Here is a 22,018-nt window from a genome sequence, read left to right on the forward strand (position 1 = left end):
GAGCTTACTTGATCGGATTTTCGCTATCGGTTTTGCGCCAAATCAAAATCTCTCGTTGCCAACGGGTATGTCCGCCTGAGTGCAGCACGTCGGCTCCGGCCACAGGCCAAACTCACCAATTGGACCACTTCTGGCGCAGACCGGATGCGGAGACGTCGGACGGTGTCCGGATCCTGAAGTTGTAGTTCGAGGAATCCGTGTCGAGGGAGATGTAGGCCATTCGGTAGTTCACGTGGGCTGTGTCCCGGTCTTGTGTACCGGTCAGCGGCTCAAATTCCCTGCTATTGAGCGATTTCAACCACTTGGGTTGGGGGTGGTGCCCAGGAAAGGACTCGAACCTTCACGGCCGTTAAGCCACTGGCACCTGAAGCCAGCGCGTCTACCAATTCCACCACCTGGGCATGCCGTTAGGGGCACGGAGGCGGTTACTACGGTTCGGTGACGCGGTTGTCAAATGCTGCTTGGCACCTGCGCGGGGATGCGGATTGCGCATCGCAAACCGGCCCGATACAAGCCTGATAACACGCACTCTTTCCGCAGGAATGGACCCCAGGAATGGATCCCATGGCATCGAATCTGGAAACTCTCGTCACGGTTTTCGGCGGATCGGGGTTTTTGGGCCGGAATGTCGTCCGCGCGCTGTGCCGGCAGGACTACCGGGTCCGGGTCGCGGTGCGCCGGCCGGAACTGGCCGGGTATCTCCAGCCCTCCGGCAAGGTCGGGCAGGTCCACACCGTGCAGGCGAATCTGCGCTATCCGGCCTCGGTGGAGGCGGCGCTGCGTGATTCGCATGTCGTGATCAATCTGGTCGGCATCCTCACCGAGGGCGGCGCGCAGAGCTTCGACGCCGTCCAGGCCAGGGGCGCCGAGACCGTCGCCAAGGCGGCCGCCGCCGCCGGTGCGCGCCTGGTGCATGTCTCCGCGATCGGCGCCGATGCGGAATCGCCCTCGCGCTATGCCAGGGCCAAGGCAGCCGGCGAAGCCGCGGTGCTGGCCGCAGTGCCCTCGGCCACCATCTTCCGTCCCTCCGTGATGTTCGGCCCCGAGGACCAGTTCACCAACCGCTTTGCCGCGCTGGCGCGGATGTTGCCGGTGCTGCCGCTGATCGGCGGCGAGACCAGAATGCAGCCGGTCTATGTCGGCGACGTCGCCACCGCGATCGCGGATGCCGTCGACGGCAAGGCCAAGGCGGGCGCGACCTACGAACTCGGCGGGCCGGAAGTGCTGACCATGCGCGAGATCATCGAGGCCATCGTCGCAATCGCCGACCGCAAGCCCATGCTGGTGCCGCTGTCGTTCTCCCTTGCCCGTTTCCAGGCCAATTTCCTGCAATTCGCGCCCGGCGCGCTGAAGCTGACGCCGGACCAGGTCACGCTGCTCGCGCGCGACAATGTCGTGTCGGATGCGGCGAAGGCGGCAGGGCTGACGCTGGAAGGGCTCGGCATAGCAGCCGATTCGCTGGAGGCGATCGCCCCGCAATATCTCTGGCGTTTCCGCGCCGCCGGACAGTTCCAGCGCAAGAGCGCGTAGGTTTTTCTTCACCTCGCCCCGCTTGCGGGGAGAGGTCGATCACGAAGCGATCGGGTGAGGGGTACAGGTCTCTCGACGATCTCGCGTGGGGAGAGAGGCCCCTTACCCCAACCCTCTCCCCGTAAGAACGGGGCGAGGGAGCGCACCGCCGCTGCGGCCGCAGTGCAATTCCTTCAAGCCTCAAAACTTCAGCTTCTTGAAAATCGCTTCCGGCAGCGTCTTGATGATCAGCATCACGAGACGCCATTTGCCGCTGACATAGACGACGTCGGTCTTCTTCTCGACGGCATCGAGGATCGCATCGCCGACGACCGGCGCCTCGACGGTGAGCGGGCCGATCAGCTTCATGCCCTCCGTCATCTTGGTGCGGACGAAGCCGGGCTTCACCGTGACGACGTGAACGCCGCCGCGGCTGGCGCGGGCGCGCAGGCCCGACAGGAAGGCGGAGAAGCCTGCCTTGGCCGAGCCGTAGACATAATTGGAGGCGCGGCCGCGATCGCCGGCGACGGACGAGACGCCGACGAGCGTACCACTGCCGCGTGCCAAGAATTTCTCCGCGAACAGGCCGAGAATCAGCGAGGGGCCCTCGTAATTCGAGCGCATGATCGTGGTGGCGTGCGCGAGATCGCTCTCGGCATTTTGCTGCGCGCCCAGTAGGCCGACGATCGAGATGACGACATCAGGCAACGCAGCAAGGCCGCTCACAAAGCCCTCGAACGAAGCTGTATCGAGCACATCGAATTTGTAGAACCCAACCTCGACATTGTAGCGCGCGCGCAGATCGGCGGCGTCAGGCTCCAGTGCGGCGACGTCACGGCCTGCGAGGGCGACATCGTATCCGGCCTTGGCAAAGGCGCGCGCGGCGGCGCGGCCGATATCGGAGGAGCCACCGAGCACAATTGCGGTCTTGCGTGACGTCACGGCTTAAACCTCATCGAACAGGCGTTGTGAAAGTTTTGAGCGGATGGTCCCGGCGGGATCGAGCGCTTTGCGGATCGCGTTGAAGCGCCGCAAGGCCGGATAGCCGGCTTCGAACGTGGCGCGCGACTGGCGGGCATCCTTGGCCAGATAAAGCCGGCCGCCGGCGGCGACGACCAGGCGGTCGATCTCGTCGAGGAAATTCAGGATGTCGCCCTTCACCGGGAAATCCAGCGCCAGCGTGTAGCCGGGCAGCGGGAACGACAGGATGCCGTCGCCCTGGCCGAGTTTCTTGAGCACCGCGAGGAAGGAAGCATCGCCGCGCCGGGCGACGCGATCGAGGATCTCGCCGAGCACGGCGCGGGCGCCCAGCTCCGGGATCACGCATTGATGCTGGAGGAAGCCGCGCCGGCCGTAGATGCGGTTCCAGTCGGCGACGGTGTCGAGCGGGAAGAAATAAGGATAGAGCGAGACCACATGGCTGCCGCCGGCGCGCCGCGCGCCCATGCGGTAGTAGAGCTCGTTGAAGGCGCGGATGCTGTAGCGGTTCAGCGTCATCGACGGCAGGTCGACGGGCACCGCGAGGCCGGGATTTTTGCCGGCGGGAAATGCACCGGCGCCGTCGGCGAGCTCGTCTGCCCTTGCGTGCTCGCCGAGATAGATCAGCGAGCGGCCGAGATCGCCGCCGCGCGCGGCACAATCGATCCAGGCCACCGAATAGGTCGCGGAATCGCCCGCATCGAGCGCGCGCATCGCGGCGTCGAGATCGGATGCGGAGATCACCCGCTCGCGGATCCACCCTGTTTCGACCGGCCGCAGCCGCATCGTCGCCTCGAGGATCACCCCGGTGAGGCCCATGCCGCCGACGGTTGCGAAGAAGGCATCGGAATTCTGTTCGCGCGAGGCCTCGATGGTCTCGCCCTGCCCGGTGCGCAGCAGGATGCTGTCGACATAGCGGCCGAAACCGCCCTCGCAATGATGGTTCTTGCCGTGGACGTCGGCGGCAATGGCGCCGCCGACCGAGACGAAGCGCGTGCCGGGCACGACGAAGGGCAGGAAACCGCGCGGGCCAAAGGTGTCGATCAGGTCCGACAGCAGCACGCCAGCTTCGAGCCGGATGCGCCCGGTCACGGGATCGAACGACCTGACCCGGTCGAACCCCGTCATCGCGATGGTTCTGATGGCGCCGATCGCGGCATCGCCATAGGCGCGGCCATTGCCCCTGGCCACGGCGCCCGTCACCACGGCTTCACCCACGGCCTCGAACGACCGCGGCCGCAGCAGCTCGCTATCGACGACCGGGAAACGCCCCCAGCCGCTGACGAGGGTCATGGCTCAGCTCCTGTGCCGGGCGCGCGCCGCCCTGCTCTGGAAACTGCCTACCGATCAAAAGCTTATTTTACGTTGAGAGCGCCGGTCTAACCGGGCGGCGTAGCCCGGATGGAGCGTAGCATAATCCGGGGCCGTCAGCGCTTGTGGCACGATCCCGGATTACGCTGCGCTCCATCCGGGCTACGGGGCATAAAGTTAATGGCCGAGCGCCAGCGCGATCAGGCCGAGCGTGCCGACGATCACGCGCCACCAGGCAAACAACACGAAGCCGTGGCGGGTGACGTAGCTCAAGAACGTCTTCACCACGATGATCGCGGTGATGAACGACACCACGAAGCCGATCGCGACGACGCCCATGTGGTCCATCGTCATCTCGGAGCGGTTCTTGTAGAAATCGTAGGCGAACGCGCCGATCATGGTGGGGATGGCGAGGAAGAACGAGAACTCGGCCGCCGCGCGCTTGTCGGCGCCCAGAAACATCGCGGCGACGATGCTGGCGCCGGAGCGCGACACGCCCGGGATCATCGCGATGCACTGCGCAATACCAATATAGAGATACATCAGCAGCGGAAAGCGGGTGGCGTCATGCTCGCGGGCCTTGAGATTGAGCCGATCGACCCACAGCAGGATGGCGCCGCCGACGATCAGCGAGAAGCACACGACCCACGGATTGAACAGCAGGCTCTTGATGTATTTACCGGCGACGAGACCGACGATGACCGCGGGCAGGAACGCCACCAGCACGCCGATCACGAAGCGGCGCGCATAGGCGTCCCCGGTGAACATGCCGATCGCGACGTCCCACAATTTCTTGAAGTACAGCACGACGATCGCAAGGATCGCACCGAGCTGGATCAGAACGGTAAACGAATCCCAGAAGGCGCCTTCGCCGAGATGGAAGAAGCGCTCCGCGAGCAGAAGGTGGCCGGTCGAGGACACGGGAAGGAACTCGGTCACGCCCTCGATGATGCCGAGGATCACTGCCCGTATTGCGTCTGACATATTTACGGTCCATTTCCGCTGGAAAAGCGGGGCTCTTCTCGCCTATTCGTCCTGCTCTCGCAATCGCAAAATGCGACGTCACGCCCTTGCCTCGCGGTTTTGAAGGACTAGTGTGGCGCCGCACAAACATTGATGGATTCTTAATCACCATCAAATAGTCAAAGGCTTCATGTTTACGCTGTTTCATCATCCGTTCTGCCCGCATTCGCGTTTCATCCGCCTGATCGCGGGAGAATACGGGCTCGAATTGCGGCTGGTCGAAGAGCGCAGCTGGGAGCGGCGCGAGGCATTTCTGCTGCTCAATGCGGCCGGCACCACGCCCGTCCTGGTGGACAAGGAACAATCGCCCATACCGGGCGCCGCGATCATCGCCGAATATGTCGACGAGGCCTATGGCGCCGACATGGGACCGAAGCGCCTGATGCCGGAAACGGTCGCCGAGCGCATCGAGGTGCGCCGGTTGATGGCCTGGTTCAACGAGAAATTCTTCGAGGAGGTCTCGCATCCTCTGGTCACCGAGCGCATCTACAAGCGCTTCATGAGCGAGGAGGACGGCGGCGGCGCGCCCTCGGCCGACGTGATGCGAGCCGCCAAGGCCAACGTGCGCTATCATCTGGCCTATATCGGCTGGCTGGCGCAGACGCGGAACTTCCTCGCCGGCGACCGGCTCACCTACGCGGACCTCGCCGCCGCGGCGCATCTCTCGGCGATCGACTATCTGGGCGACGTGCCATGGAGCGAGGACGACGCAGCAAAGGCGTGGTACGCGCGGGTGAAATCCCGCCCGTCGTTCCGTCCGCTGCTGAGCGAATGGCTGGCGGGCGTGCCGGCATCGCGGACCTACGTGGACCTCGACTTCTGAACTCGGATCCGACCGAACTGAAGGCCGCGCTTGCAAACGAGGCACGCGCGCTCGGCTTCGACTGCATCGGCATCACCGCACCCGGCACGATCGAAAACGCCGGAAAGCATTTTCTCGAATTCATCGCCTCGGGCGGCCATGGCGACATGGACTGGCTTGCAGCACACCCCGAGCGCCGCGTCGATCCGCGCGGGCTGTGGCAGGACGTGCGCAGCGTCATCATGCTCGGCGTCAATTACGGGCCCGACCAGGATCCGCTCGCGATCCTGCAGCAGCGCACGCGCGCCGCGATCTCGGTCTATGCCCAGGGCGACGACTATCACGATCTCATCAAGAAGCGCCTGAAGGCGCTGGCGCGCTGGCTGGTCGCGACCGCGCCGTCGGACGTCAAGGTGTTCGTCGACACCGCGGCGGTGATGGAGAAGCCGTTGGCGCAAGCCGCGCATCTCGGCTGGCAGGGCAAGCACACCAATCTCGTCTCGCGCGAGTTCGGCTCCTGGCTATTCCTCGGCGCGATCTACACCACGCTCGAGCTGCCGCGCGACGACGCCGAGATCGATCATTGCGGCTCGTGCCAGGCGTGCCTCGACATCTGCCCGACGTCGGCGTTTCCGGCGCCCTACAAGCTCGATGCGCGGCGCTGCATCTCGTATCTGACCATCGAGAACAAGGGACCGATTCCGCGCGAGTTTCGCAAGGCCATCGGCAACCGCATCTATGGTTGCGACGATTGCCTAGCGGCCTGTCCCTGGAACAAGTTCGCGCAGGAGGGGCGCGAGGCAAAGCTCGCCGCGCGCGACGAATTGCGCGCGCCGTCGCTCGCCGAACTCGCACGGCTCGACGATGCATCGTTTCGCGCGCTGTTCACGAAGTCGCCGGTGAAGCGCATCGGCCGCGACCGTTTTTTGCGGAACGTGCTGATCGCGATCGGTAACTCCGGTGAGGCGATGCTGGCGGAAGAAGCGCGGCGATTGCTGGGCGATGAGAGCGCTTTGGTGCGTGGCGCTGCGGTGTGGGCGCTGGAGCAGCTGGTGTCGCGCGGAGAGTTTGAGGCGATGAGGTCTGCCGCGGCGAGCAACGAGCACGACGACAGCGTGCGTGAGGAGTGGCAAGCCGCTTCCTAGTTCTCGGTGTCATGCCCCGGCTTGACCGGGGCATCCAGTACGCCGCGGCCCATCGGTTCAATCACGACTGCCTCGGAGTACTGGATCGCCCGGTCAAGCCGGGCGATGACAGCGGCGTTGTTGCTCGTCGCGCGCGTCTCGCCGCCCCTTGATTTCCTCACGCGTTTCCTCAAAGTCGCGCGTCATGACAAACATGCCTTTCTTCACCCGCGACGGCGATACATTCCATCCGACGGAAGTGGCCAACGGTCCCTGGGATCCGAAATCGCTGCACGGACGCGTCATCGTCGGACTGCTCGGCTTCGCCATCGAGGAGCGCCATTCCGGCCCTGAATTCGTCCCTGCACGGCTCACGGTCGACATGTTTCGGCTGCCGACCATCGACAAGCCGATCGAGGTGACGACGCGGCCGGTGCGCGACGGACTGCGCATTCGCGTGGTCGAGGCCGAATTTGTCTCCGGCGGCGTCAGCATGGCGCGTGCCTCGTGCCAGTTGCTGCGCAAAACGCAGAATCCGGAAGGCAACGTCTGGTCGCCGCCGAACTGGGACGTGCCGAAGCCGGACGACATTCCCAAGCCCACCGATCCTAGGCTCGGCATGAACGGCAAGTGGACGACGCGGCCGATCGTCGGCCATATGGGCTCGCTCGGTCCGCGCCGGCTCTGGATGAGCGAGGTGCGCGAGCTCGTGGCCGGCGTGCCGATGACGCCGTTCGTGCATGTCGCCGTCGGCGCCGATTTCGCCAGCCCCTTTGCCAACGCCGGCGACAAGGGGCTCGGCTACATCAACAGCGACGTGACGATCTATCTGCACCGCCTGCCGGTGACGAACTGGATCGGCTTCGACGTGGTCAATCACCAGGCGACCGATGGTGTCGCGATCGGCGAATGCTGGCTCTACGACGAGCAGGGCCCGATCGGCACCGCCACGGTCGCAGCACTGGCACAGCGCAAGCCGATGGCGAATCCGTCGAAGCGGTAGTCGTTACTGTCATTCCGGGGCGCGCGTAGCGCGAGCCCGGAATTCATAACCACGATCGGGAGTATGGATTCTCAGGTGCGCAATTGCGCACCATAGCTCGCGCCAAGTGGCACGCCCCGGAATGACGAGAGGAGAGAGGGCGCGCGCCTACGCCAGATGCCGCTTCATCTCCGGCCGCGCTTTCAGCTCGGCGCCCTGCTTGCCGACGATTTTCGCAATCCGTTCCGGCGCAAACTTCAGATCGACGAACGCCGGCGCGGTGTTGGCGACCTCGTGATAGCTCACGATCCTGCCGTCGCGCAGCGTCATGATCGCGACGCCCTCGAACATCGCCCGCGCACCGTTCGCTTCGGGCAAGGTCGAGCGATAGCTGAAAGTATAGCGCGCATAGAGCGTGGTGCCGTCGGTGACGGGATCATGCATGTCCCAGCGGAAATCCGTCGCCGTGCGATAGAACCAGTCGTCGACCATCGCTGCGATCTTGGAGCGGCCTTCGAAGGCGCCGTAGAAGACGTCGTGATAGACGCCGTCCTCGGTGAAGAGATCCGCGAAGGCTTTTCCGTTACGCTGTTCGACGGCGTCGCAAAAGGTGCGCAGCATGGCAGTGGCGGTCATTGGCATTTCTCCCTGTCTCGCTGTCGCCCGATCAAGTCGGGCGATGACACCGAACGTTGGGCGGCAGTCTCACCCGATCTCGGCCACCGCGGCAAGAATGCGGGCGATGTCCTGCGGACGAGAGAGGCGGTGATCGCCATCCTGGATCATGGTCAGCACCACGTCGTCGGCCGGCAGGCGATGCGTCAGCGCGAAGGCGTGCTGCCAGGGCACATCCGGATCCTGCGCGCCCTGGAGGATGCGGACGGGACAGCCGAGATCGATGGCGCTGCCGAGCACCAAATGATTGCGTCCCTCCTCGATCAGATTCCGCGTGATCGGATAGGGCGAGCCATCGCCATAGTCCGACGGCCGAAGCCAGAAGCCGTTGGTCTCGATTTCCTTCTTCACCGCGGCCGAAAAATTCTTCCACATCAGCTCCTCGGTGAAGTCGGGCGCCGGCGCGATCAGCACCAGGCCCGCAAGCGACGCTTTACTGGCCCGCTTCCTGATCTCGCGCGCGAGCAGCAGCGCCATCCAGCCGCCCATGGAGGAACCGATCAGAACCTGCGGGCCGTCGCAGAACCGCTCGAACACCGCCACGCTGTCCTCGAGCCAGCTTCCGATGGTTCCATCGGCGAAATCGCCGCCGGATTCACCATGGCCGGAGTAGTCGAACCGGACCACGGCGCGGCCATGGTCCGCGGCCCAGGCATCCAGCGCCACGGCCTTGCCGCCCTGCATGTCCGACTTGAACCCGCCGAACCAGACCAGTCCGGGTCCTCGACCAGCGCGGCTGCGCACCGCGATCCTGCGTGCGGACGGGCCCTCGCCCACATCGATGAAGCCGAGCACGGCTTCGGGAATTGCATTGCTCATGGAACGTTTACTCTGGTTGTTCGGTTTGAACTGTCTGGATGCGTTCCGAGGCCCAGCCCAGCATCGCTATTGCCCTTTGGGACGCTTGCGGAACAGAAGCAAGGTGTCTATGTCCTGCTGCGTGCCCATGGGCGTGACCAAAATGCCTCGCATTTGAGGCTTTTACGCTTCCCGCACGCGACTTGCTTGCCCGCAAACGCATCTTCCTTCAGACTAGCCGCCTCTTTCACAATTTTGGAGAACCACCCATTCGCCGTCCCAATAAAGCCCCGCCCGTTGCCAGCAAAGACGGGCCGCGCATCAATGATGATATTCGCAATGCGCAAATCCAGCTGATCGATCAGACCGGTGAAAACAAGGGCACGGTCGAAACCGTCATGGCCATCCGCATGGCCCAGGAAGCTGGCATGGATCTGGTCGAGATTTCGCCGAATGTCAGCCCTCCCGTCTGCAAGATCATGGACTACGGGAAGTACAAATATTCCGCCCAGAAAAAGGCCGCCGAAGCCCGCAAGCGGCAGAAGATCGTCGAGATCAAGGAGATCAAGCTCCGCCCGATGATCGACGATCACGATTACGACGTGAAGATGCGCGCGATGCAGCGGTTCTTCGAAGAGGGCGACAAGGTCAAGATCACGCTGCGCTATCGCGGCCGCGAAATGGCGCATCAGGAGATCGGCACCAAGCTTCTGGACAAGATCAAGAGCGACGTCGCCGAGCTCGCCAAGGTCGAGCAGGACGCCAGGTTCGAGGGCCGTCAGGTCGTCATGGTGCTGGCGCCGCGCTGACGTCCGCTTTTCAGGACTGAGAGTTCAACGGCCCGTCCGGATTTCCGGCGGGCCGTTTCTGTATCAGGACCGGGTCGCATGCCAGGTGCCGCTGCAGCGGTCGCCGGAAATGATGCCGTTCCAGGAGCCTGTACCGAACATCCCGCCGAGCCGGCCACCTCCACTGGCGTGGGACGCTCCGACCGAGACCTGGACCGCGACGGCGCCGCCGCGACGAACCGTGCCGGAGACCCGGCCGCCGCCGGCGGACGACACCCGGCCGCCGGTGACGGTGAAGGGGACGCTGTAACCGGAGCTGCAATTGCCTCGCGTGGTGGCGAAAGTGACGTTCCAGATGCCGTCATAGCCGCCGATGCGGGCGTCGGCGGTCGAGGGCAGCGCGGTCATAGCGAGCGCGGCAAGCAGCGCCAGGCGGCGCGGGCGGGCGAGGTCGGTTAAAGACGAAAGCGATCGGGGAAAATGGGCCATTTTGGTCCTGCTCCAGGCGACACGGCTTGGACATATGGGTGGTAACTCCGAATAGTCGCCGGGCAGGTTTCGGCGGTTCAGCGTTGCCATTTGGCTTGTCCTCTGTCATAAGCCCAGCCTTCATCGCCCGGCTGATTAAGGGCTGCCGTGGCGGTGTCCGTGCGGGTTTCGTAAAACCTGAGCACAATCAACGCTCTAACGAGCATTTTTGACGGCCAGCCGCCTTCGCGGGCGGATTTCTGTGGCCATTAGGAGAGCCAAATGCCCAAGCTGAAGACCAAATCGGGCGCTAAAAAGCGCTTCAAGGTGACTGCTACCGGCAAAGTGATGCACGCCCAGCGCGGCAAGCGTCACGGCATGATCAAGCGGACGAAGAAGCAGATCCGTCAGCTGCGCGGCACTCGCGTGCTGTTCAAGACCGACGGCGACAACGTCAAGAAGTACTTCTTGCCGAACGCCTGATCGCGTCCACGATCGTCGAAGATCATTGCCACCTCCGCCGCGCTCGCGCGGCGATCCGAAAACCAAGTCATCTCTGAAGGATTTTGTCATGTCTCGCGTCAAACGCGGTGTGACCGCCCACGCCAAGCACAAGAAAGTCTACAAGGCCGCCAAGGGTTTCTATGGCCGCCGCAAGAACACCATCCGCGCCGCCAAGCCGGCCGTGGAAAAGGCCCAGCAGTACGCGTTCCGTGATCGCAAGCGCAAGAAGCGGACTTTCCGCGCGCTCTGGATCCAGCGTCTCAACGCCGCCGTGCGTCCGTTCGGCCTGACCTACAGCCGATTTATCGACGGTCTCGCCAAGTCGGGCATCACCGTGGACCGCAAGGTGCTGTCGGATCTCGCGATCCACGAGCCCGCGTCGTTCCAGGCGATCGCCGAGAAGGCCAAGGCGGCGCTGGCCGCCTAAGAGGCTGCTTCAGAGCAAGCCCAGCACTAACGGCCGGCTCCGCCGGCCTTCAGCGCACGTCGCGAGTAACGCTGGGCGACCTCCGCCCGGCAAAAGGCCGTGGCCGAGATATACATGGTGCCGGACTTGTTCCGGTACTTCCGGTCGCAGACCCGCAACTCGCGCTGATAGCTGAGCTTCTGCGGCGTTCTCAGCCGGCCGACAAAATCGGCCTCGCACTTCTTCTCGACCGCTTCGCCGAATTGCACGTCGCCGCTGGCGCCGTACGCGCAAGCATCGAACAGCGTCATGGCTCGGTCGCAGCTCGGCGCCGCGTTCAGGACCGCGATGATGTCATCCATCGACGTCGATTTGGCCGGACATTCCTCCGCGGCGTGAGCCGCGCTCCCCAAAAGAACCAAGCTCAAGCCGACCACCCAGGATCGTAAACGCATCGTCTTCTCCCTCGACTTCAGGTTGGTGCCAGCCATGCCTATAGGGTTCAAATGCCCTGCATTTACGACGGCTATACGGCTTGACGTTCCGGCCCGGCTGCGGCCACAACCGGCAGCGTTTTGAAAGGATCCGACCGTGTCCGACCTCGCCAGTCTCGTCCAATCCATCCTCGCGCAGATCAGTGCTGCCGGGGACGAAGCCGCCCTCGAAGCCGTCCGCGTTGCCTCTCTCGGCAAGAAGGGCTCGATCTCGGCCTTGCTTGCAACGCTCGGCAAGATGTCGCCGGACGAGCGCAAGACGCAAGGAGCCGCGATCAACCAGGCCAAGGACGAGGTCACCCAGGCCCTCGCCGCGCGGCGCGACGTGCTGAAGTCGGCGGCGCTCGACGCGCGGCTCGCATCCGAGACCATCGACGTCACCCTTCCGCTGCGCGATGCGCCGACTGAAGCCGGCCGCATCCATCCGCTGAGCCAGGTCTGGGACGAGTTGACGACGATCTTCGCCGACATGGGATTCTCGGTCGCGGAAGGCCCCGACATCGAGACCGACGACTACAACTTCACCAAGCTGAATTTCCCGGAAGGCCATCCCGCCCGCGAGATGCACGACACCTTCTTCTTCCATCCGAAGGAGGACGGCTCGCGCATGCTGCTGCGAACCCACACCTCGCCGGTGCAGGTGCGCACCATGCTGAGCCAGAAGCCGCCGATCCGCGTGATCTGCCCGGGCCGCACCTACCGCATCGATTCGGACGCGACCCACACGCCGCAATTCCACCAGGTCGAAGGCCTCGTCATCGACAAGCACTCGCATCTCGGCCACCTCAAATGGATCCTGCACGAGTTCTGCAAGGCGTTCTTCGAGGTCGACCACATCAACATGCGCTTCCGGCCGTCGTTCTTCCCGTTCACCGAGCCGTCGCTTGAAGTCGACATCCAGTGCCGCCGCGACAAGGGCGAGATCCGCTTCGGCGAGGGCGAGGACTGGCTCGAGATTCTCGGCTGCGGCATGGTGCATCCGAACGTGCTGCGCGCCTGCGGCATCGATCCCGACGAGTACCAGGGCTTTGCCTGGGGTATGGGGATCGACCGCATCGCCATGCTGAAATACGGCATCGCCGATCTGCGCCAGCTGTTCGACAGCGACGTCCGCTGGCTGTCCCATTACGGCTTCAAGCCGCTCGAAGTGCCGACGCTTGCGGGAGGACTGAGCTCGTGAAATTCACCCTCTCCTGGCTGAAGGATCATCTCGACACCGACGAGCCCCTGGAAAAGCTCGCCGACAAGCTCACCATGATCGGGCTCGAGGTCGAGAACATCGAGGACAAGGCGAAGGCGCTGAAGCCCTTCACCATCGCGAAGGTGATCTCGGCCGAGCAGCATCCGAATGCGGATCGCCTGCGCGTCTGCATGGTCGACACCGGCGATGGTGGCGCACCGGTGCAGGTCGTGTGCGGCGCGCCGAATGCGCGCACGGGCCTGGTCAGCGTGTTCTCGCCGCCGGGGACCTACATTCCCGGCAAGGACATCACGCTCGGTGTCGGCACCATCCGCGGCGTCGAGAGCCGCGGCATGCTGTGCTCGGCGGCCGAGCTCCAGATCTCCAACGACCATGACGGCATCATGGAGCTGCCGGCGGATGCGCCGATCGGCGCGGCTTACGCCGCATGGGCGGGCCTCGGCGATCCCGTGGTCGAGATCAATCTGACGCCGAACCGGCAGGACTGCACCGGCGTGCACGGCATCGCGCGCGATCTCGCCGCCGCCGACATGGGCAAGTTCAAGGACCCGACCATCAAGCCGATCAAGGGTGAATTCCCGTGCCCCGTGAAGGTCACGGTCGAGGACGCCACGCTGTGTCCGGGCTTCGCGCTGCGCCTGGTGCGCGGGGTGAAGAACGGGCCCTCGCCGGAATGGCTGCAGAAGCGGCTGACCGCGATCGGGCTGCGTCCGATCAATGCGCTGGTCGACATCACCAACTTCATGACCTACGACCGCGCCCGCCCGCTGCACGTGTTCGACGCCAAGAAGGTGAAGGGCAATCTCGTCGTGCGCCGCGCCCGCGATGGCGAGACGCTGCTCGCGCTCGACGGCCGCACCTACAATCTCGATCCCGGCATCTGCGTGATCGCGGACGAGCACGGCGTCGAATCGCTCGCCGGCATCATGGGCGGCGAAGCCTCGGGCTGCGACGAGAATACCACCGACGTGCTGATCGAATCGGCGCTGTGGAACGAGATCAACATCGCCCAGACCGGCCGCAAGCTCGGCATCAATTCGGACGCGCGCTACCGATTCGAACGCGGCGTCGATCCGGCCTTCATGGTGCCGGGACTTGAGCTCGCCACCAAGCTGGTGATGGAGATGTGCGGCGGCGCGCCGTCGGAGAACGTCGTCGTCGGCAAGGCCTTCGGCGACGATCGCGTGATCGATTTTCCGGTCACCGAGGTCAAGCGGCTCTCCGGCATCGAGGTGCCGCAGCCGGAGATGAAACGCATCCTGACCCATCTCGGCTTCATGATGGCCGGCCCGGGTCCGGTGGTGAAGGTCGCGGTGCCCTCGTGGCGCACCGATGTGCATGGCAAGGCCGACATCGTCGAGGAGATCGTGCGCATCTACGGCGTCGACAAGGTGCCGATGACGCCGTTCGAGCGCGGCGAGGACGCGCGCAAGCCGGTGCTGACGCCGCTGCAGCTCCGCACCCGCCGCGCCAGGCGTGCACTGGCGAGCCGCGGCATCATCGAAGCGGTGACCTGGTCCTTCATCACGAAGTCTGCGGCAACCCTGTTCGGCGGCGGCCAGCGCGAGCTCGAAGTCGCCAACCCGATCGCCTCGGATCTGTCCGACATGCGGCCAACGCTGTTGGCGGGCCTGATCGCGGCGGCGCAGGCCAATGCCGATCGCGGCTTCGGCGATGTCGCGCTATTCGAGGTCGGCCAGGTGTTCAAGGGCGACCGCCCGCAGGATCAGTTCATGGCGGCCAGCGGCGTGCGCCGCGGCTTTGCTTCGTCCGAAGGCCTGGGGCGGCACTGGTCGGGTTCGGCGCAGGCCGAATTGTTCGACGCCAAGGCCGACGCGCTCGCGGTGCTTGCCGCTGCCGGCGCACCGATGCAGGCGCTGCAGATCGTCGCGGGCGGGCCAGCCTGGCTGCATCCGGGTCGTTCCGGCACGATCCAGATCGGCCCGCAGAACGTGCTCGGCTATTTCGGCGAGATGCATCCGCGCGCGCTCGAGACGCTCGGCGCCGACGGCCCGTTGATGGTGTTCGAGGTGATTCTCGACCGCATCCCCGAGGCGAAGAAGAAGCCGACCCGCGCCAAGCCCGTGATCGAACTGTCGGCCTTCCAGCCTGTGTCGCGCGACTTCGCTTTCATTGTCGACCGCACCATCAAGGCCGGCGACATCGTTCGCGCCGCCCAAGGCGTCGACAAGAAGCTGATCACCGGCGTGAATGTCTTCGACGTCTACGAGGGCAAAGGCATCGATGACGGCAAGAAGTCGATCGCGATCGCCGTGACGATCCAGCCGCGCGAGAAGACGCTGACCGATCAGGAGATCGAGGCCGTTGCGGCAAAGGTCGTGGCCGAGGTCACGAAGAAGACCGGCGGCGTCCTGCGCGGATGACCCTTGCATGACCCTTGCGGATTTTCTTCCGAAGGACGTCAGCCTCACCATTGCGATGGCGCTCTGCGCCGTCGCTTTCGTTTCAGGTACCGCGCGCGGCTTCTCCGGCTTCGGCTCGGCGCTGATCTTCATGCCGCTGGCGAGCAGCATCGCGGCACCACGTCTCGTTGCCGCCCTGCTCCTCGTGATCGATTTCGTCGCGGCCGCGCCGCTGCTGCCCGACGCCTGGCGCAAGGCCGACCGCAAGGCCACCGCGGTGATCGTGCTGGGCGCGCTGGTCGGCGTGCCGGTCGGCACTTATTTCCTCAGCGTGCTGGAGCCCGTCACCACGCGCTGGATCATCTCCTGCTTCGTCGCTGCGCTGCTGCTGCTGCTGCTGTCCGGCTGGCGCTATCGCGGCAAGGACCACGCCTGGCTCTCGGTCGGCATCGGCGGCCTCTCGGGCTTCTGTAGCGGACTGGCGCAGACCGGCGGCCCGCCGATCGTCGGCTACTGGCTCGGCCGCCCCATCGCGCCGATCGTCGCGCGCGCCAATATCCTGCTGTTCTTCGGCGCGTCGGATTTCTTCTCGATGGTCAGCTACGCGGCGACCGGACTGATCTCACGCGAGTCGCTGGTGCTGTCGCTGATCGTCGGCCCGGTCTATGCGATAGGCGTCGCGTTCGGTGCGTCGCTGTTCGGCCGCGCCAGCGAAAAAGCGTTTCGCGCGATTTGCTACGGTCTGATTGCACTGGCGGTTGTCTTCGGGCTACCGGCGCTGGATGGGATTTTGCGATAGCTCCCTCCACGGGTCGTCCCCGCGAACGCGGGGACCCATAGCCCCAGGGAGAAGTTGTAGGGCGAGCTGGTCACCACGAGTCTTCGCCAAACCACTTCCTGTGGTTATGGGTCCCGGATCTGCGCTTCGCTTGTCCGGGACGACTGCGGAGATTGTAGAGGCTCAACTACCCTACTGCCGCGGCGCGCGGCGCTTCTTCATCGACTGCGTCGGCACGTCGGCCGACTCGTCCTTGAGCGCGCCGATCTTGCGCAAGGCCGCATCCGCCGCGCGCTCGCCGCTTTCCCAGGCGCCATCGACGGTGCCCCACAGCGTCTCGTGCGTGGCTTCGCCGGCGAGAAACATGTTGCCGATCGGCTCGGTCAGGATTTTTCGCGAGAGCTGCCCGCCGGGCGAGGATGCCGACATCGCGCCCATCACGAAAGGCGAGGCGTTCCAGCGCGTCGCGGTAGTCTTCTGCACGGCGGCCGCAGCCTCGCTGCCGAACAGCTTCGTGATCCATTCCCTGGCGAAGGCGACCATCGCCTTCTCGCCCTGCTCGGAGAGATCGCGGCCGAACGAGCCGCCGACATCGATCGAACACAGTGAGGAGCCGCCGATATTGGCGAGCATCAGCGCCGTGCGCGTCGAATTGCTCTGCTCGATGAGGATGTCGTCGCGCGAGAGCCCCAGCGGATTACCCGGCAGTTGCAGCACGATGCGATCGTAGCTGCCGAGCGTGAGCTTCGACGCGGCATCGAGCGTGCGCTTGGGAATATCAGGCCCGAACTTGATCGCGCCCGACGTCAGCACATTGGTCGAGACCGTGACGACGGCGGCGCGTGCGGCGATCCTGCCGGATGGCGTCTCCACGCTGACATCGCGATTGCTCCAGGCAATCCTGCTCACCGGCGTCGACAGTGCCACCGGCGCCTGTTCGCCGAGCCTGGTGATCAGGGTCCCCAGGCCCTGGCGGCAGGCGATCGCGGCGTTGCGGTCCTGCGCGCGCGCCTTGTCGATCGCCGACAGATCCTTGAGGTCTTTGCCCGCAAAGCTCGCACCGAGCACGAATTCGGCCGCCCCGGCCCAGTCGCCGAGATCCTTCGGCAGCACCGAGGCGCAGGCCGTATCGAGCTTGCCGCGCCCGGCCTCGTCGATGGCGCGGTTGGCGCGCACCAGCGCCGCCAGGAATTGCTCGGTCTCGCCCGCACGCGCATTGCGGCGGCCGATACGCATCTTCTGGCCAGTCGGTGCCGGCAGGACATCGAGCCCGGCACTGCGCGCCAGCCGGATCATCGAATTGGTCTCGGGATTGTGCATCCAGCGCGCGCCGCGATCGAACGGCACGTCGAAGGTCGTGCTGTCCGTGATACAGCGGCCCCCGATCTGGGATGCGGCTTCCACGACCACGACCTTGCGATTGGCCGCCATGATGCGCCGCGCCGCGGCAATTCCGGCCGCTCCCGCACCGATCACGACGATGTCGGCCTCGCGCGGAAGGGGTGCGGCAGTCGCGCGCAGGACCGGCATCGCGGCAAGAGCCGCCGACGCCGATAGGAAGCTGCGGCGCGTGATTGTCATGTCATGGTTTCCGGGAACTTGCGGCGAACGGGAACAGCCCGCGAACCTTGCTGCATCTGGTGTTTCACGGCAACCATCATGGTGAATCAATCGTGCTTGATCTCACAGAGTGATGAACCGAATTGCAACACGTTTCGACCATGATAGAGAAGGGAAAAAGACGGCCGGAAAAGGCTGTGGGGGGAGTTTGAAATGGGGACGGTTCTGGACTCAGTCGGCAAGCTGATTGCCGCGTATCTCTCGAAGGAGGTGCCGGGCTACGAGCCGTTCACGCCGAGCGACCCGGAGCACCTGCGCGGCGTCATCGAGCCTGGCGACGTGCTGCTGGTCGAGGGCAACAACCGCATCTCCGGCATCATCAAGTATCTGACGCAGTCGACCTGGTCCCATGCCGCGCTCTATGTCGGTCCGGTCGAGGGCGCCACGGAGCCCAACGGCGAGCCGCATGTGCTGATCGAGGCCAATATCGGCGAGGGCGTCACCTCGGCGCCGCTGTCGAAATATTTCCCGTATCACACCCGCGTCTGCCGCCCTGTCGGGCTGTCCTATGAGGACCGCACCACGGTCTGCCGCTACGCGATCAACCGCATCGGCTTCGGCTACGACACCAAGAACATCATCGACCTGATGCGCTTCCTGTTCCCGCTGCCGATCCCGCAACGCTGGCGACGGCGCATGATCGCGATCGGATCGGGCGATCCGACAAAGATCATCTGCTCGGCGCTGATCGCGCAGGCGTTCGATGCCGTGCGCTATCCGATCCTGCCGAAGATCACCAAGGCCGGCAGCCGCGCTGCCCGCCGCGAGATCCTGCACATCCGCGATTCCTCGCTCTACATGCCCCGCGACTTCGACATCTCGCCCTATTTCGAAGTCGTCAAACCCACCATCGTGCACGGCTTCGACTACACCGCGCTGCACTGGGCCGACAAGCAGAAGCCGCTCGAGGAGGTAGCGGGCACATTCAGTGTGTTTCCAGAAACGCTCCGTGCGCCGCCGCTCGTTCCTGAGACGGTTGACGAAGAAGCGCCGGCTGAAGTTCCGGCTGAAGAAGTGAGCGCGCAGCCTGCCGAGATGGGCGCCAACTGCTCCGAGCATTTTGTGCTGCTGAACGAACTGGCGATGTACCGCGCGCGGGGACGGGCGCAGGAGATAGCGGCGTAGCCCCGCTGTCGTCCCCGCGAACGCGGGGAGAGACGTTGCACCGCTCTTTCCACCGTCATTGCGAGCCACCCGGTCCCGCCTCCGGCGGGCCGGATGGCTCCCTGCAATGACGATGGTGAGAGCCTACCGTTCCGCCCGCCCGATCACCGCCATGAGCTCCGCGATCTTCTCGCGCTGATCGGCCTTGTCGCCGCTCGCGATCGCGTGCTCGACGCAATGGGCGACGTGATCTTTCAGAACCTCTTCCTCGACCCGGCGCAGCGCGGCACGCACGGCCGAGATCTGCGTCACGATGTCGATGCAGTAGCGGTCCTCCTCGACCATCTTCGAGAGGCCGCGAACCTGACCCTCGATCCGGCCAAGACGTTTTCCGACGGATGCCTTGATGTCCTTGCGCATGCGTTCTATATACCCCCCTAGGGTATATGTTGCAAGGCCGGAGCATGGCAATGAACGACGCCGAACACGGGCACCATCACACGTCGGAAACATCTTCCGGATGCGGCTGTTCCGCCAAGGCTGCTCCGCCAGTCGACAAGCCTTCCTCCTGCTGCGGCGGGCACGGCGATCATGCCCATCATCACGCGCATGACCATGGCGCCGCCGCGACCAAGGTCCTCGATCCCGTCTGCGGCATGACGGTCGATCCCGCGACCTCGAAGCATCACCACACACATCACGGCGAGACCTTCCATTTCTGCTCGGCCGGCTGCCGCACCAAATTCGCCGCCGATCCCGCAAAGTATCTCGCCAGAGAGAAGGCGCCCGAACCCGAGATGCCCGCAGGCACGATCTACACCTGCCCGATGCATCCGGAGATCCGCCAGGTCGGACCCGGCAGCTGCCCGATCTGCGGCATGGCGCTGGAGCCGGAGGTCGCGAGCCTGGAGACCGGCCCGAATCCCGAGCTTGCCGACATGACGCGGCGGTTCTGGATCGGTGGCGCGCTGGCGCTGCCGGCGGTGGTGCTGGAGATGGGCGGCCATCTCGCCGGCCCTCACGACTGGATCGATCCGGTGCTGTCAAACTGGATCCAGCTCGCCTTCGCCACGCCCGTCGTGCTGTGGGCCGGCTGGCCGTTCTTCGTCCGCGGCTGGCAGTCTCTGGTCACCCGCAACCTCAACATGTTCACGCTGATCGCGATGGGCACGGGCGTCGCCTATGTCTACAGCGTCGTCGCGACCGTCGTGCCGCAGATCTTCCCGGCGACCTTCCGCGGTCATGATGGCGCCGTTGCCGTCTATTTCGAGCCCGCCGCTGTGATCACCGTGCTGGTGCTGCTCGGGCAGGTGCTGGAGCTGCGCGCCCGCGACGCGACGTCGGGCGCTATCAAGGCGCTGTTGCAGCTTGCGCCGAAGACCGCGCGCCGCGTCGATGCCGATGGCGGCGAGCATGAGGTCGAAATCGAGCAGCTCCACGCCGGCGACCATTTGCGTGTCCGTCCCGGCGAGAAGGTGCCGGTCGACGGAATCATCCTCGAGGGACGTTCCGCGCTCGACGAATCCCTCGTCACTGGCGAATCCATGCCGGTCACCAAGGAGCCGGGCGCAAAAGTCATCGCCGGCACGCTCAACCAGTCGGGCGGTTTCATCATGCGCGCCGACAAGGTCGGGCGCGAGACACTGCTGTCGCAGATCGTGCAGATGGTAGCGGACGCGCAGCGCTCGCGCGCGCCGATCCAGCGGCTGGCCGACCAGGTCGCGGGCTGGTTCGTACCGACCGTGATCGTCGTCGCCATCGCCGCCTTTGCCGCCTGGGCCTGGTTCGGACCGGAGCCGCGGCTGGCGTTCGGGCTCGTTGCTGCCGTCAGCGTGCTGATCATCGCCTGCCCCTGCGCGCTCGGCCTGGCGACCCCGATGTCGATCATGGTCGGCGTCGGCCGCGGCGCGCAGGCGGGCGTGCTGATCAAGAACGCCGAGGCGCTGGAGCGGATGGAGAAGATCGACACGCTGGTGGTCGACAAGACCGGCACGCTGACCGAGGGCAAGCCGAAGGTGGTCGCAATCGTTCCGGCTGCCGAATTTGCGGAGGACGACATCCTCCGCATTGCCGCCAGCGTCGAGCGCGCCAGCGAGCATCCCCTCGCCGACGCCATCGTGCGCGCCGCGAAGGAGAAGCAACTCACCCTCGCTCAGGTCGAACAGTTCGACTCGCCGACGGGCAAGGGCGCGACCGGAAAAATCGACGGCAAGAGCATCGTGCTCGGCAACGCGAAATATCTGGGGTCGATCGGCATCGACACCAGGGCGCTCGATGCCGAGGCCGAGCGGATGCGCCAGGACGGCGCCACCGTGATCAACATGGCCGTCGACGGCAAGCTGGCCGGCCTGTTCGCGATCGCCGATCCGGTCAAGGCCTCGACCCCGGAAGCGCTGAGGGCGCTGGCCGATGAAGGCATCAAGGTCATCATGCTGACCGGCGATAATCGCACGACGGCGGAAGCGGTGGCGCGCCGGCTCGGTATCGCCGAGGTCGAGGCCGAGGTTCTGCCGGACCAGAAGAGCGCGGTGGTGACGAAGCTGCAAAAGGCCGGGCGCAGCGTTGCGATGGCGGGCGACGGCGTCAACGACGCGCCCGCATTGGCGGCCGCCGAGGTCGGCATCGCCATGGGCACCGGCACGGACGTTGCGATGGAGAGCGCCGGCGTCACCCTGCTGGGCGGTGATCTCACCGGCATCGTGCGTGCGCGAAGACTGTCACAGGCGACCATGAGCAACATCCGGCAAAACCTGTTCTTCGCCTTCATCTACAACGCCGCCGGCATTCCGATCGCGGCCGGCATCCTCTATCCGGCGTTCGGCATCCTGCTGTCCCCGATCATCGCCGCGGCGGCGATGGCGTTGTCCTCGGTGAGCGTTGTCGGGAATGCGCTGCGGCTGCGCGGGACCCGGCTGTGAGGATGACGGTGCGCTCCGTCGCCCCGTTCTTACGGGGAGAGGGTCGGGGTGAAGGGCTGCTTCCGCGACCACGGTGACAATTGGACTCGTGGAGAGTCCCCCTCACCCGGAATTCAAGCTACGCTTGAATTCCGACCTCTCCCCGCAAGCGGGGCGAGGTAACAAGAGCAGT

22 protein-coding genes and 1 tRNA gene are annotated in these 22,018 nt (G+C 65.0%); 12 read left to right on the plus strand and 11 right to left on the minus strand.

Annotated elements, in window-relative coordinates:
- Positions 1-314 precede the first annotated feature (314 nt).
- Positions 315-401 (minus strand) — tRNA-Leu (locus tag AB7008_RS00735).
- 163 nt (positions 402-564) lie between these two features.
- On the opposite strand from AB7008_RS00735, the gene AB7008_RS00740 reads away from it, so the two are divergent.
- Positions 565-1,530, plus strand: a complete 966-nt coding sequence (locus AB7008_RS00740; protein WP_441258269.1) for a complex I NDUFA9 subunit family protein — start codon at positions 565-567, stop codon at positions 1,528-1,530.
- A gap of 180 nt (positions 1,531-1,710) precedes the next feature.
- On the opposite strand, the gene AB7008_RS00745 is transcribed toward AB7008_RS00740, so the two are convergent.
- From AB7008_RS00745 to AB7008_RS00755, 3 genes are all read right to left on the minus strand, one after another.
- Positions 1,711-2,451 (minus strand): SDR family oxidoreductase, encoded by a 741-nt coding sequence (locus AB7008_RS00745; RefSeq protein WP_441258270.1) that lies wholly within the window; start codon positions 2,449-2,451, stop codon positions 1,711-1,713.
- Between the two features lie 3 nt (positions 2,452-2,454).
- Positions 2,455-3,780: an FAD-binding oxidoreductase gene (locus AB7008_RS00750; RefSeq protein ID WP_441258271.1), complete on the minus strand. Its 1,326-nt coding sequence runs from the start codon at positions 3,778-3,780 to the stop codon at positions 2,455-2,457.
- A gap of 195 nt (positions 3,781-3,975) precedes the next feature.
- Positions 3,976-4,782: an undecaprenyl-diphosphate phosphatase gene (locus AB7008_RS00755; RefSeq protein ID WP_028155476.1), complete on the minus strand. Its 807-nt coding sequence runs from the start codon at positions 4,780-4,782 to the stop codon at positions 3,976-3,978.
- A gap of 169 nt (positions 4,783-4,951) precedes the next feature.
- Here AB7008_RS00755 and AB7008_RS00760 point away from each other — a divergent pair, with 169 nt between their 5' ends.
- The gene (locus AB7008_RS00760) at positions 4,952-5,644 is read left to right on the plus strand and encodes a glutathione S-transferase family protein (RefSeq protein WP_028155477.1); all 693 of its coding nucleotides are present in this window, start codon (positions 4,952-4,954) and stop codon (positions 5,642-5,644) included.
- Positions 5,593-6,768, plus strand: coding sequence for a tRNA epoxyqueuosine(34) reductase QueG (gene queG, locus AB7008_RS00765; protein ID WP_441258272.1), 1,176 nt, complete (start codon positions 5,593-5,595; stop codon positions 6,766-6,768). The genes AB7008_RS00760 and queG overlap by 52 nt, the downstream gene beginning before the upstream one ends.
- Here the strand turns inward: queG and AB7008_RS00770 are convergent.
- Positions 6,765-6,929 (minus strand): hypothetical protein, encoded by a 165-nt coding sequence (locus tag AB7008_RS00770; RefSeq protein ID WP_441258273.1) that lies wholly within the window; start codon positions 6,927-6,929, stop codon positions 6,765-6,767. The two genes, queG and AB7008_RS00770, sit on opposite strands and share 4 nt — an antisense overlap.
- A gap of 23 nt (positions 6,930-6,952) precedes the next feature.
- On the opposite strand from AB7008_RS00770, the gene AB7008_RS00775 reads away from it, so the two are divergent.
- Positions 6,953-7,750, plus strand: a complete 798-nt coding sequence (locus AB7008_RS00775) for an acyl-CoA thioesterase domain-containing protein (protein ID WP_441258274.1) — start codon at positions 6,953-6,955, stop codon at positions 7,748-7,750.
- Positions 7,751-7,897: 147 nt separating this feature from the next.
- Here AB7008_RS00775 and AB7008_RS00780 read toward each other — a convergent pair whose 3' ends face one another.
- Positions 7,898-8,365, minus strand: a complete 468-nt coding sequence (locus AB7008_RS00780; RefSeq protein ID WP_441258275.1) for a nuclear transport factor 2 family protein — start codon at positions 8,363-8,365, stop codon at positions 7,898-7,900.
- Between the two features lie 69 nt (positions 8,366-8,434).
- Entirely contained in the window at positions 8,435-9,223 is a 789-nt protein-coding gene (locus AB7008_RS00785; RefSeq protein ID WP_441258276.1) for an alpha/beta hydrolase, read from the minus strand.
- 248 nt (positions 9,224-9,471) lie between these two features.
- Here AB7008_RS00785 and infC point away from each other — a divergent pair, with 248 nt between their 5' ends.
- Complete coding sequence (infC, locus tag AB7008_RS00790; RefSeq protein WP_080583890.1) at positions 9,472-10,011, plus strand: translation initiation factor IF-3; 540 nt, start codon at positions 9,472-9,474, stop codon at positions 10,009-10,011.
- A gap of 63 nt (positions 10,012-10,074) precedes the next feature.
- Here the strand turns inward: infC and AB7008_RS00795 are convergent, their stop codons facing one another.
- Positions 10,075-10,479, minus strand: a complete 405-nt coding sequence (locus AB7008_RS00795) for a hypothetical protein (protein WP_441258277.1) — start codon at positions 10,477-10,479, stop codon at positions 10,075-10,077.
- Positions 10,480-10,740: 261 nt separating this feature from the next.
- On the opposite strand from AB7008_RS00795, the gene rpmI reads away from it, so the two are divergent.
- Complete coding sequence (gene rpmI, locus AB7008_RS00800; RefSeq protein ID WP_008539890.1) at positions 10,741-10,941, plus strand: 50S ribosomal protein L35; 201 nt, start codon at positions 10,741-10,743, stop codon at positions 10,939-10,941.
- 88 nt (positions 10,942-11,029) lie between these two features.
- On the plus strand, positions 11,030-11,389 hold the full coding sequence (gene rplT / locus AB7008_RS00805) for a 50S ribosomal protein L20 (RefSeq protein ID WP_014490867.1): 360 nt from the start codon (positions 11,030-11,032) through the stop codon (positions 11,387-11,389).
- 26 nt (positions 11,390-11,415) lie between these two features.
- Here the strand turns inward: rplT and AB7008_RS00810 are convergent, their stop codons facing one another.
- Positions 11,416-11,823, minus strand: coding sequence for a hypothetical protein (locus AB7008_RS00810; RefSeq protein WP_028148823.1), 408 nt, complete (start codon positions 11,821-11,823; stop codon positions 11,416-11,418).
- A gap of 136 nt (positions 11,824-11,959) precedes the next feature.
- Here AB7008_RS00810 and pheS point away from each other — a divergent pair, with 136 nt between their 5' ends.
- The 3 genes from pheS to AB7008_RS00825 are packed head-to-tail and all read left to right on the plus strand — an operon-like array spanning position 11,960 to position 16,225.
- Positions 11,960-13,042: a phenylalanine--tRNA ligase subunit alpha gene (gene pheS, locus AB7008_RS00815; protein ID WP_038932708.1), complete on the plus strand. Its 1,083-nt coding sequence runs from the start codon at positions 11,960-11,962 to the stop codon at positions 13,040-13,042.
- Positions 13,039-15,447, plus strand: coding sequence for a phenylalanine--tRNA ligase subunit beta (gene pheT / locus AB7008_RS00820; protein WP_441258278.1), 2,409 nt, complete (start codon positions 13,039-13,041; stop codon positions 15,445-15,447). Before pheS ends, pheT begins: the two co-directional genes overlap by 4 nt.
- Before the next feature lie 7 nt (positions 15,448-15,454).
- Complete coding sequence (locus tag AB7008_RS00825; RefSeq protein ID WP_441258279.1) at positions 15,455-16,225, plus strand: sulfite exporter TauE/SafE family protein; 771 nt, start codon at positions 15,455-15,457, stop codon at positions 16,223-16,225.
- Positions 16,226-16,396: 171 nt separating this feature from the next.
- Here the strand turns inward: AB7008_RS00825 and AB7008_RS00830 are convergent, their stop codons facing one another.
- On the minus strand, positions 16,397-17,785 hold the full coding sequence (locus tag AB7008_RS00830) for a flavin monoamine oxidase family protein (protein WP_441258280.1): 1,389 nt from the start codon (positions 17,783-17,785) through the stop codon (positions 16,397-16,399).
- 192 nt (positions 17,786-17,977) lie between these two features.
- Here AB7008_RS00830 and AB7008_RS00835 point away from each other — a divergent pair, with 192 nt between their 5' ends.
- Complete coding sequence (locus AB7008_RS00835; protein WP_441258281.1) at positions 17,978-18,949, plus strand: YiiX/YebB-like N1pC/P60 family cysteine hydrolase; 972 nt, start codon at positions 17,978-17,980, stop codon at positions 18,947-18,949.
- Between the two features lie 123 nt (positions 18,950-19,072).
- Here AB7008_RS00835 and AB7008_RS00840 read toward each other — a convergent pair whose 3' ends face one another.
- The gene (locus tag AB7008_RS00840; protein ID WP_007598521.1) at positions 19,073-19,348 is read right to left on the minus strand and encodes a metal-sensitive transcriptional regulator; all 276 of its coding nucleotides are present in this window, start codon (positions 19,346-19,348) and stop codon (positions 19,073-19,075) included.
- Between the two features lie 50 nt (positions 19,349-19,398).
- On the opposite strand from AB7008_RS00840, the gene AB7008_RS00845 reads away from it, so the two are divergent.
- Positions 19,399-21,846 carry a heavy metal translocating P-type ATPase gene (locus tag AB7008_RS00845; protein WP_041957233.1) on the plus strand — a complete coding sequence of 816 codons (2,448 nt, stop codon included), beginning with the start codon at positions 19,399-19,401 and terminating at the stop codon, positions 21,844-21,846.
- Positions 21,847-22,018 lie beyond the last annotated feature (172 nt).

Source organism: Bradyrhizobium sp. 521_C7_N1_3 (genome assembly GCF_052075975.1).
GTDB classification, from domain to species: Bacteria; Pseudomonadota; Alphaproteobacteria; order Rhizobiales; family Xanthobacteraceae; genus Bradyrhizobium; species Bradyrhizobium japonicum.

Bases quoted from the DNA above. Each gene is read 5' to 3' on its own strand.
- AB7008_RS00760 (WP_028155477.1), top strand. From the start codon at position 4,952: ATGTTTACGCTGTTTCATCATCCGTTCTGCCCGCATTCGCGTTTCATC.
- AB7008_RS00780 (WP_441258275.1), bottom strand. From the start codon at position 8,365: ATGACCGCCACTGCCATGCTGCGCACCTTTTGCGACGCCGTCGAACAG.
- AB7008_RS00785 (WP_441258276.1), bottom strand. From the start codon at position 9,223: ATGAGCAATGCAATTCCCGAAGCCGTGCTCGGCTTCATCGATGTGGGC.
- rpmI (WP_008539890.1), top strand. From the start codon at position 10,741: ATGCCCAAGCTGAAGACCAAATCGGGCGCTAAAAAGCGCTTCAAGGTG.
- AB7008_RS00835 (WP_441258281.1), top strand. From the start codon at position 17,978: ATGGGGACGGTTCTGGACTCAGTCGGCAAGCTGATTGCCGCGTATCTC.
- AB7008_RS00845 (WP_041957233.1), top strand. From the start codon at position 19,399: ATGAACGACGCCGAACACGGGCACCATCACACGTCGGAAACATCTTCC.
- queG (WP_441258272.1), top strand. From the start codon at position 5,593: ATGGCTGGCGGGCGTGCCGGCATCGCGGACCTACGTGGACCTCGACTT.
- AB7008_RS00750 (WP_441258271.1), bottom strand. From the start codon at position 3,780: ATGACCCTCGTCAGCGGCTGGGGGCGTTTCCCGGTCGTCGATAGCGAG.
- rplT (WP_014490867.1), top strand. From the start codon at position 11,030: ATGTCTCGCGTCAAACGCGGTGTGACCGCCCACGCCAAGCACAAGAAA.
- AB7008_RS00810 (WP_028148823.1), bottom strand. From the start codon at position 11,823: ATGCGTTTACGATCCTGGGTGGTCGGCTTGAGCTTGGTTCTTTTGGGG.
- AB7008_RS00795 (WP_441258277.1), bottom strand. From the start codon at position 10,479: ATGGCCCATTTTCCCCGATCGCTTTCGTCTTTAACCGACCTCGCCCGC.
- AB7008_RS00740 (WP_441258269.1), top strand. From the start codon at position 565: ATGGCATCGAATCTGGAAACTCTCGTCACGGTTTTCGGCGGATCGGGG.
- AB7008_RS00830 (WP_441258280.1), bottom strand. From the start codon at position 17,785: ATGACAATCACGCGCCGCAGCTTCCTATCGGCGTCGGCGGCTCTTGCC.
- AB7008_RS00840 (WP_007598521.1), bottom strand. From the start codon at position 19,348: ATGCGCAAGGACATCAAGGCATCCGTCGGAAAACGTCTTGGCCGGATC.
- AB7008_RS00775 (WP_441258274.1), top strand. From the start codon at position 6,953: ATGACAAACATGCCTTTCTTCACCCGCGACGGCGATACATTCCATCCG.
- AB7008_RS00825 (WP_441258279.1), top strand. From the start codon at position 15,455: ATGACCCTTGCGGATTTTCTTCCGAAGGACGTCAGCCTCACCATTGCG.
- AB7008_RS00755 (WP_028155476.1), bottom strand. From the start codon at position 4,782: ATGTCAGACGCAATACGGGCAGTGATCCTCGGCATCATCGAGGGCGTG.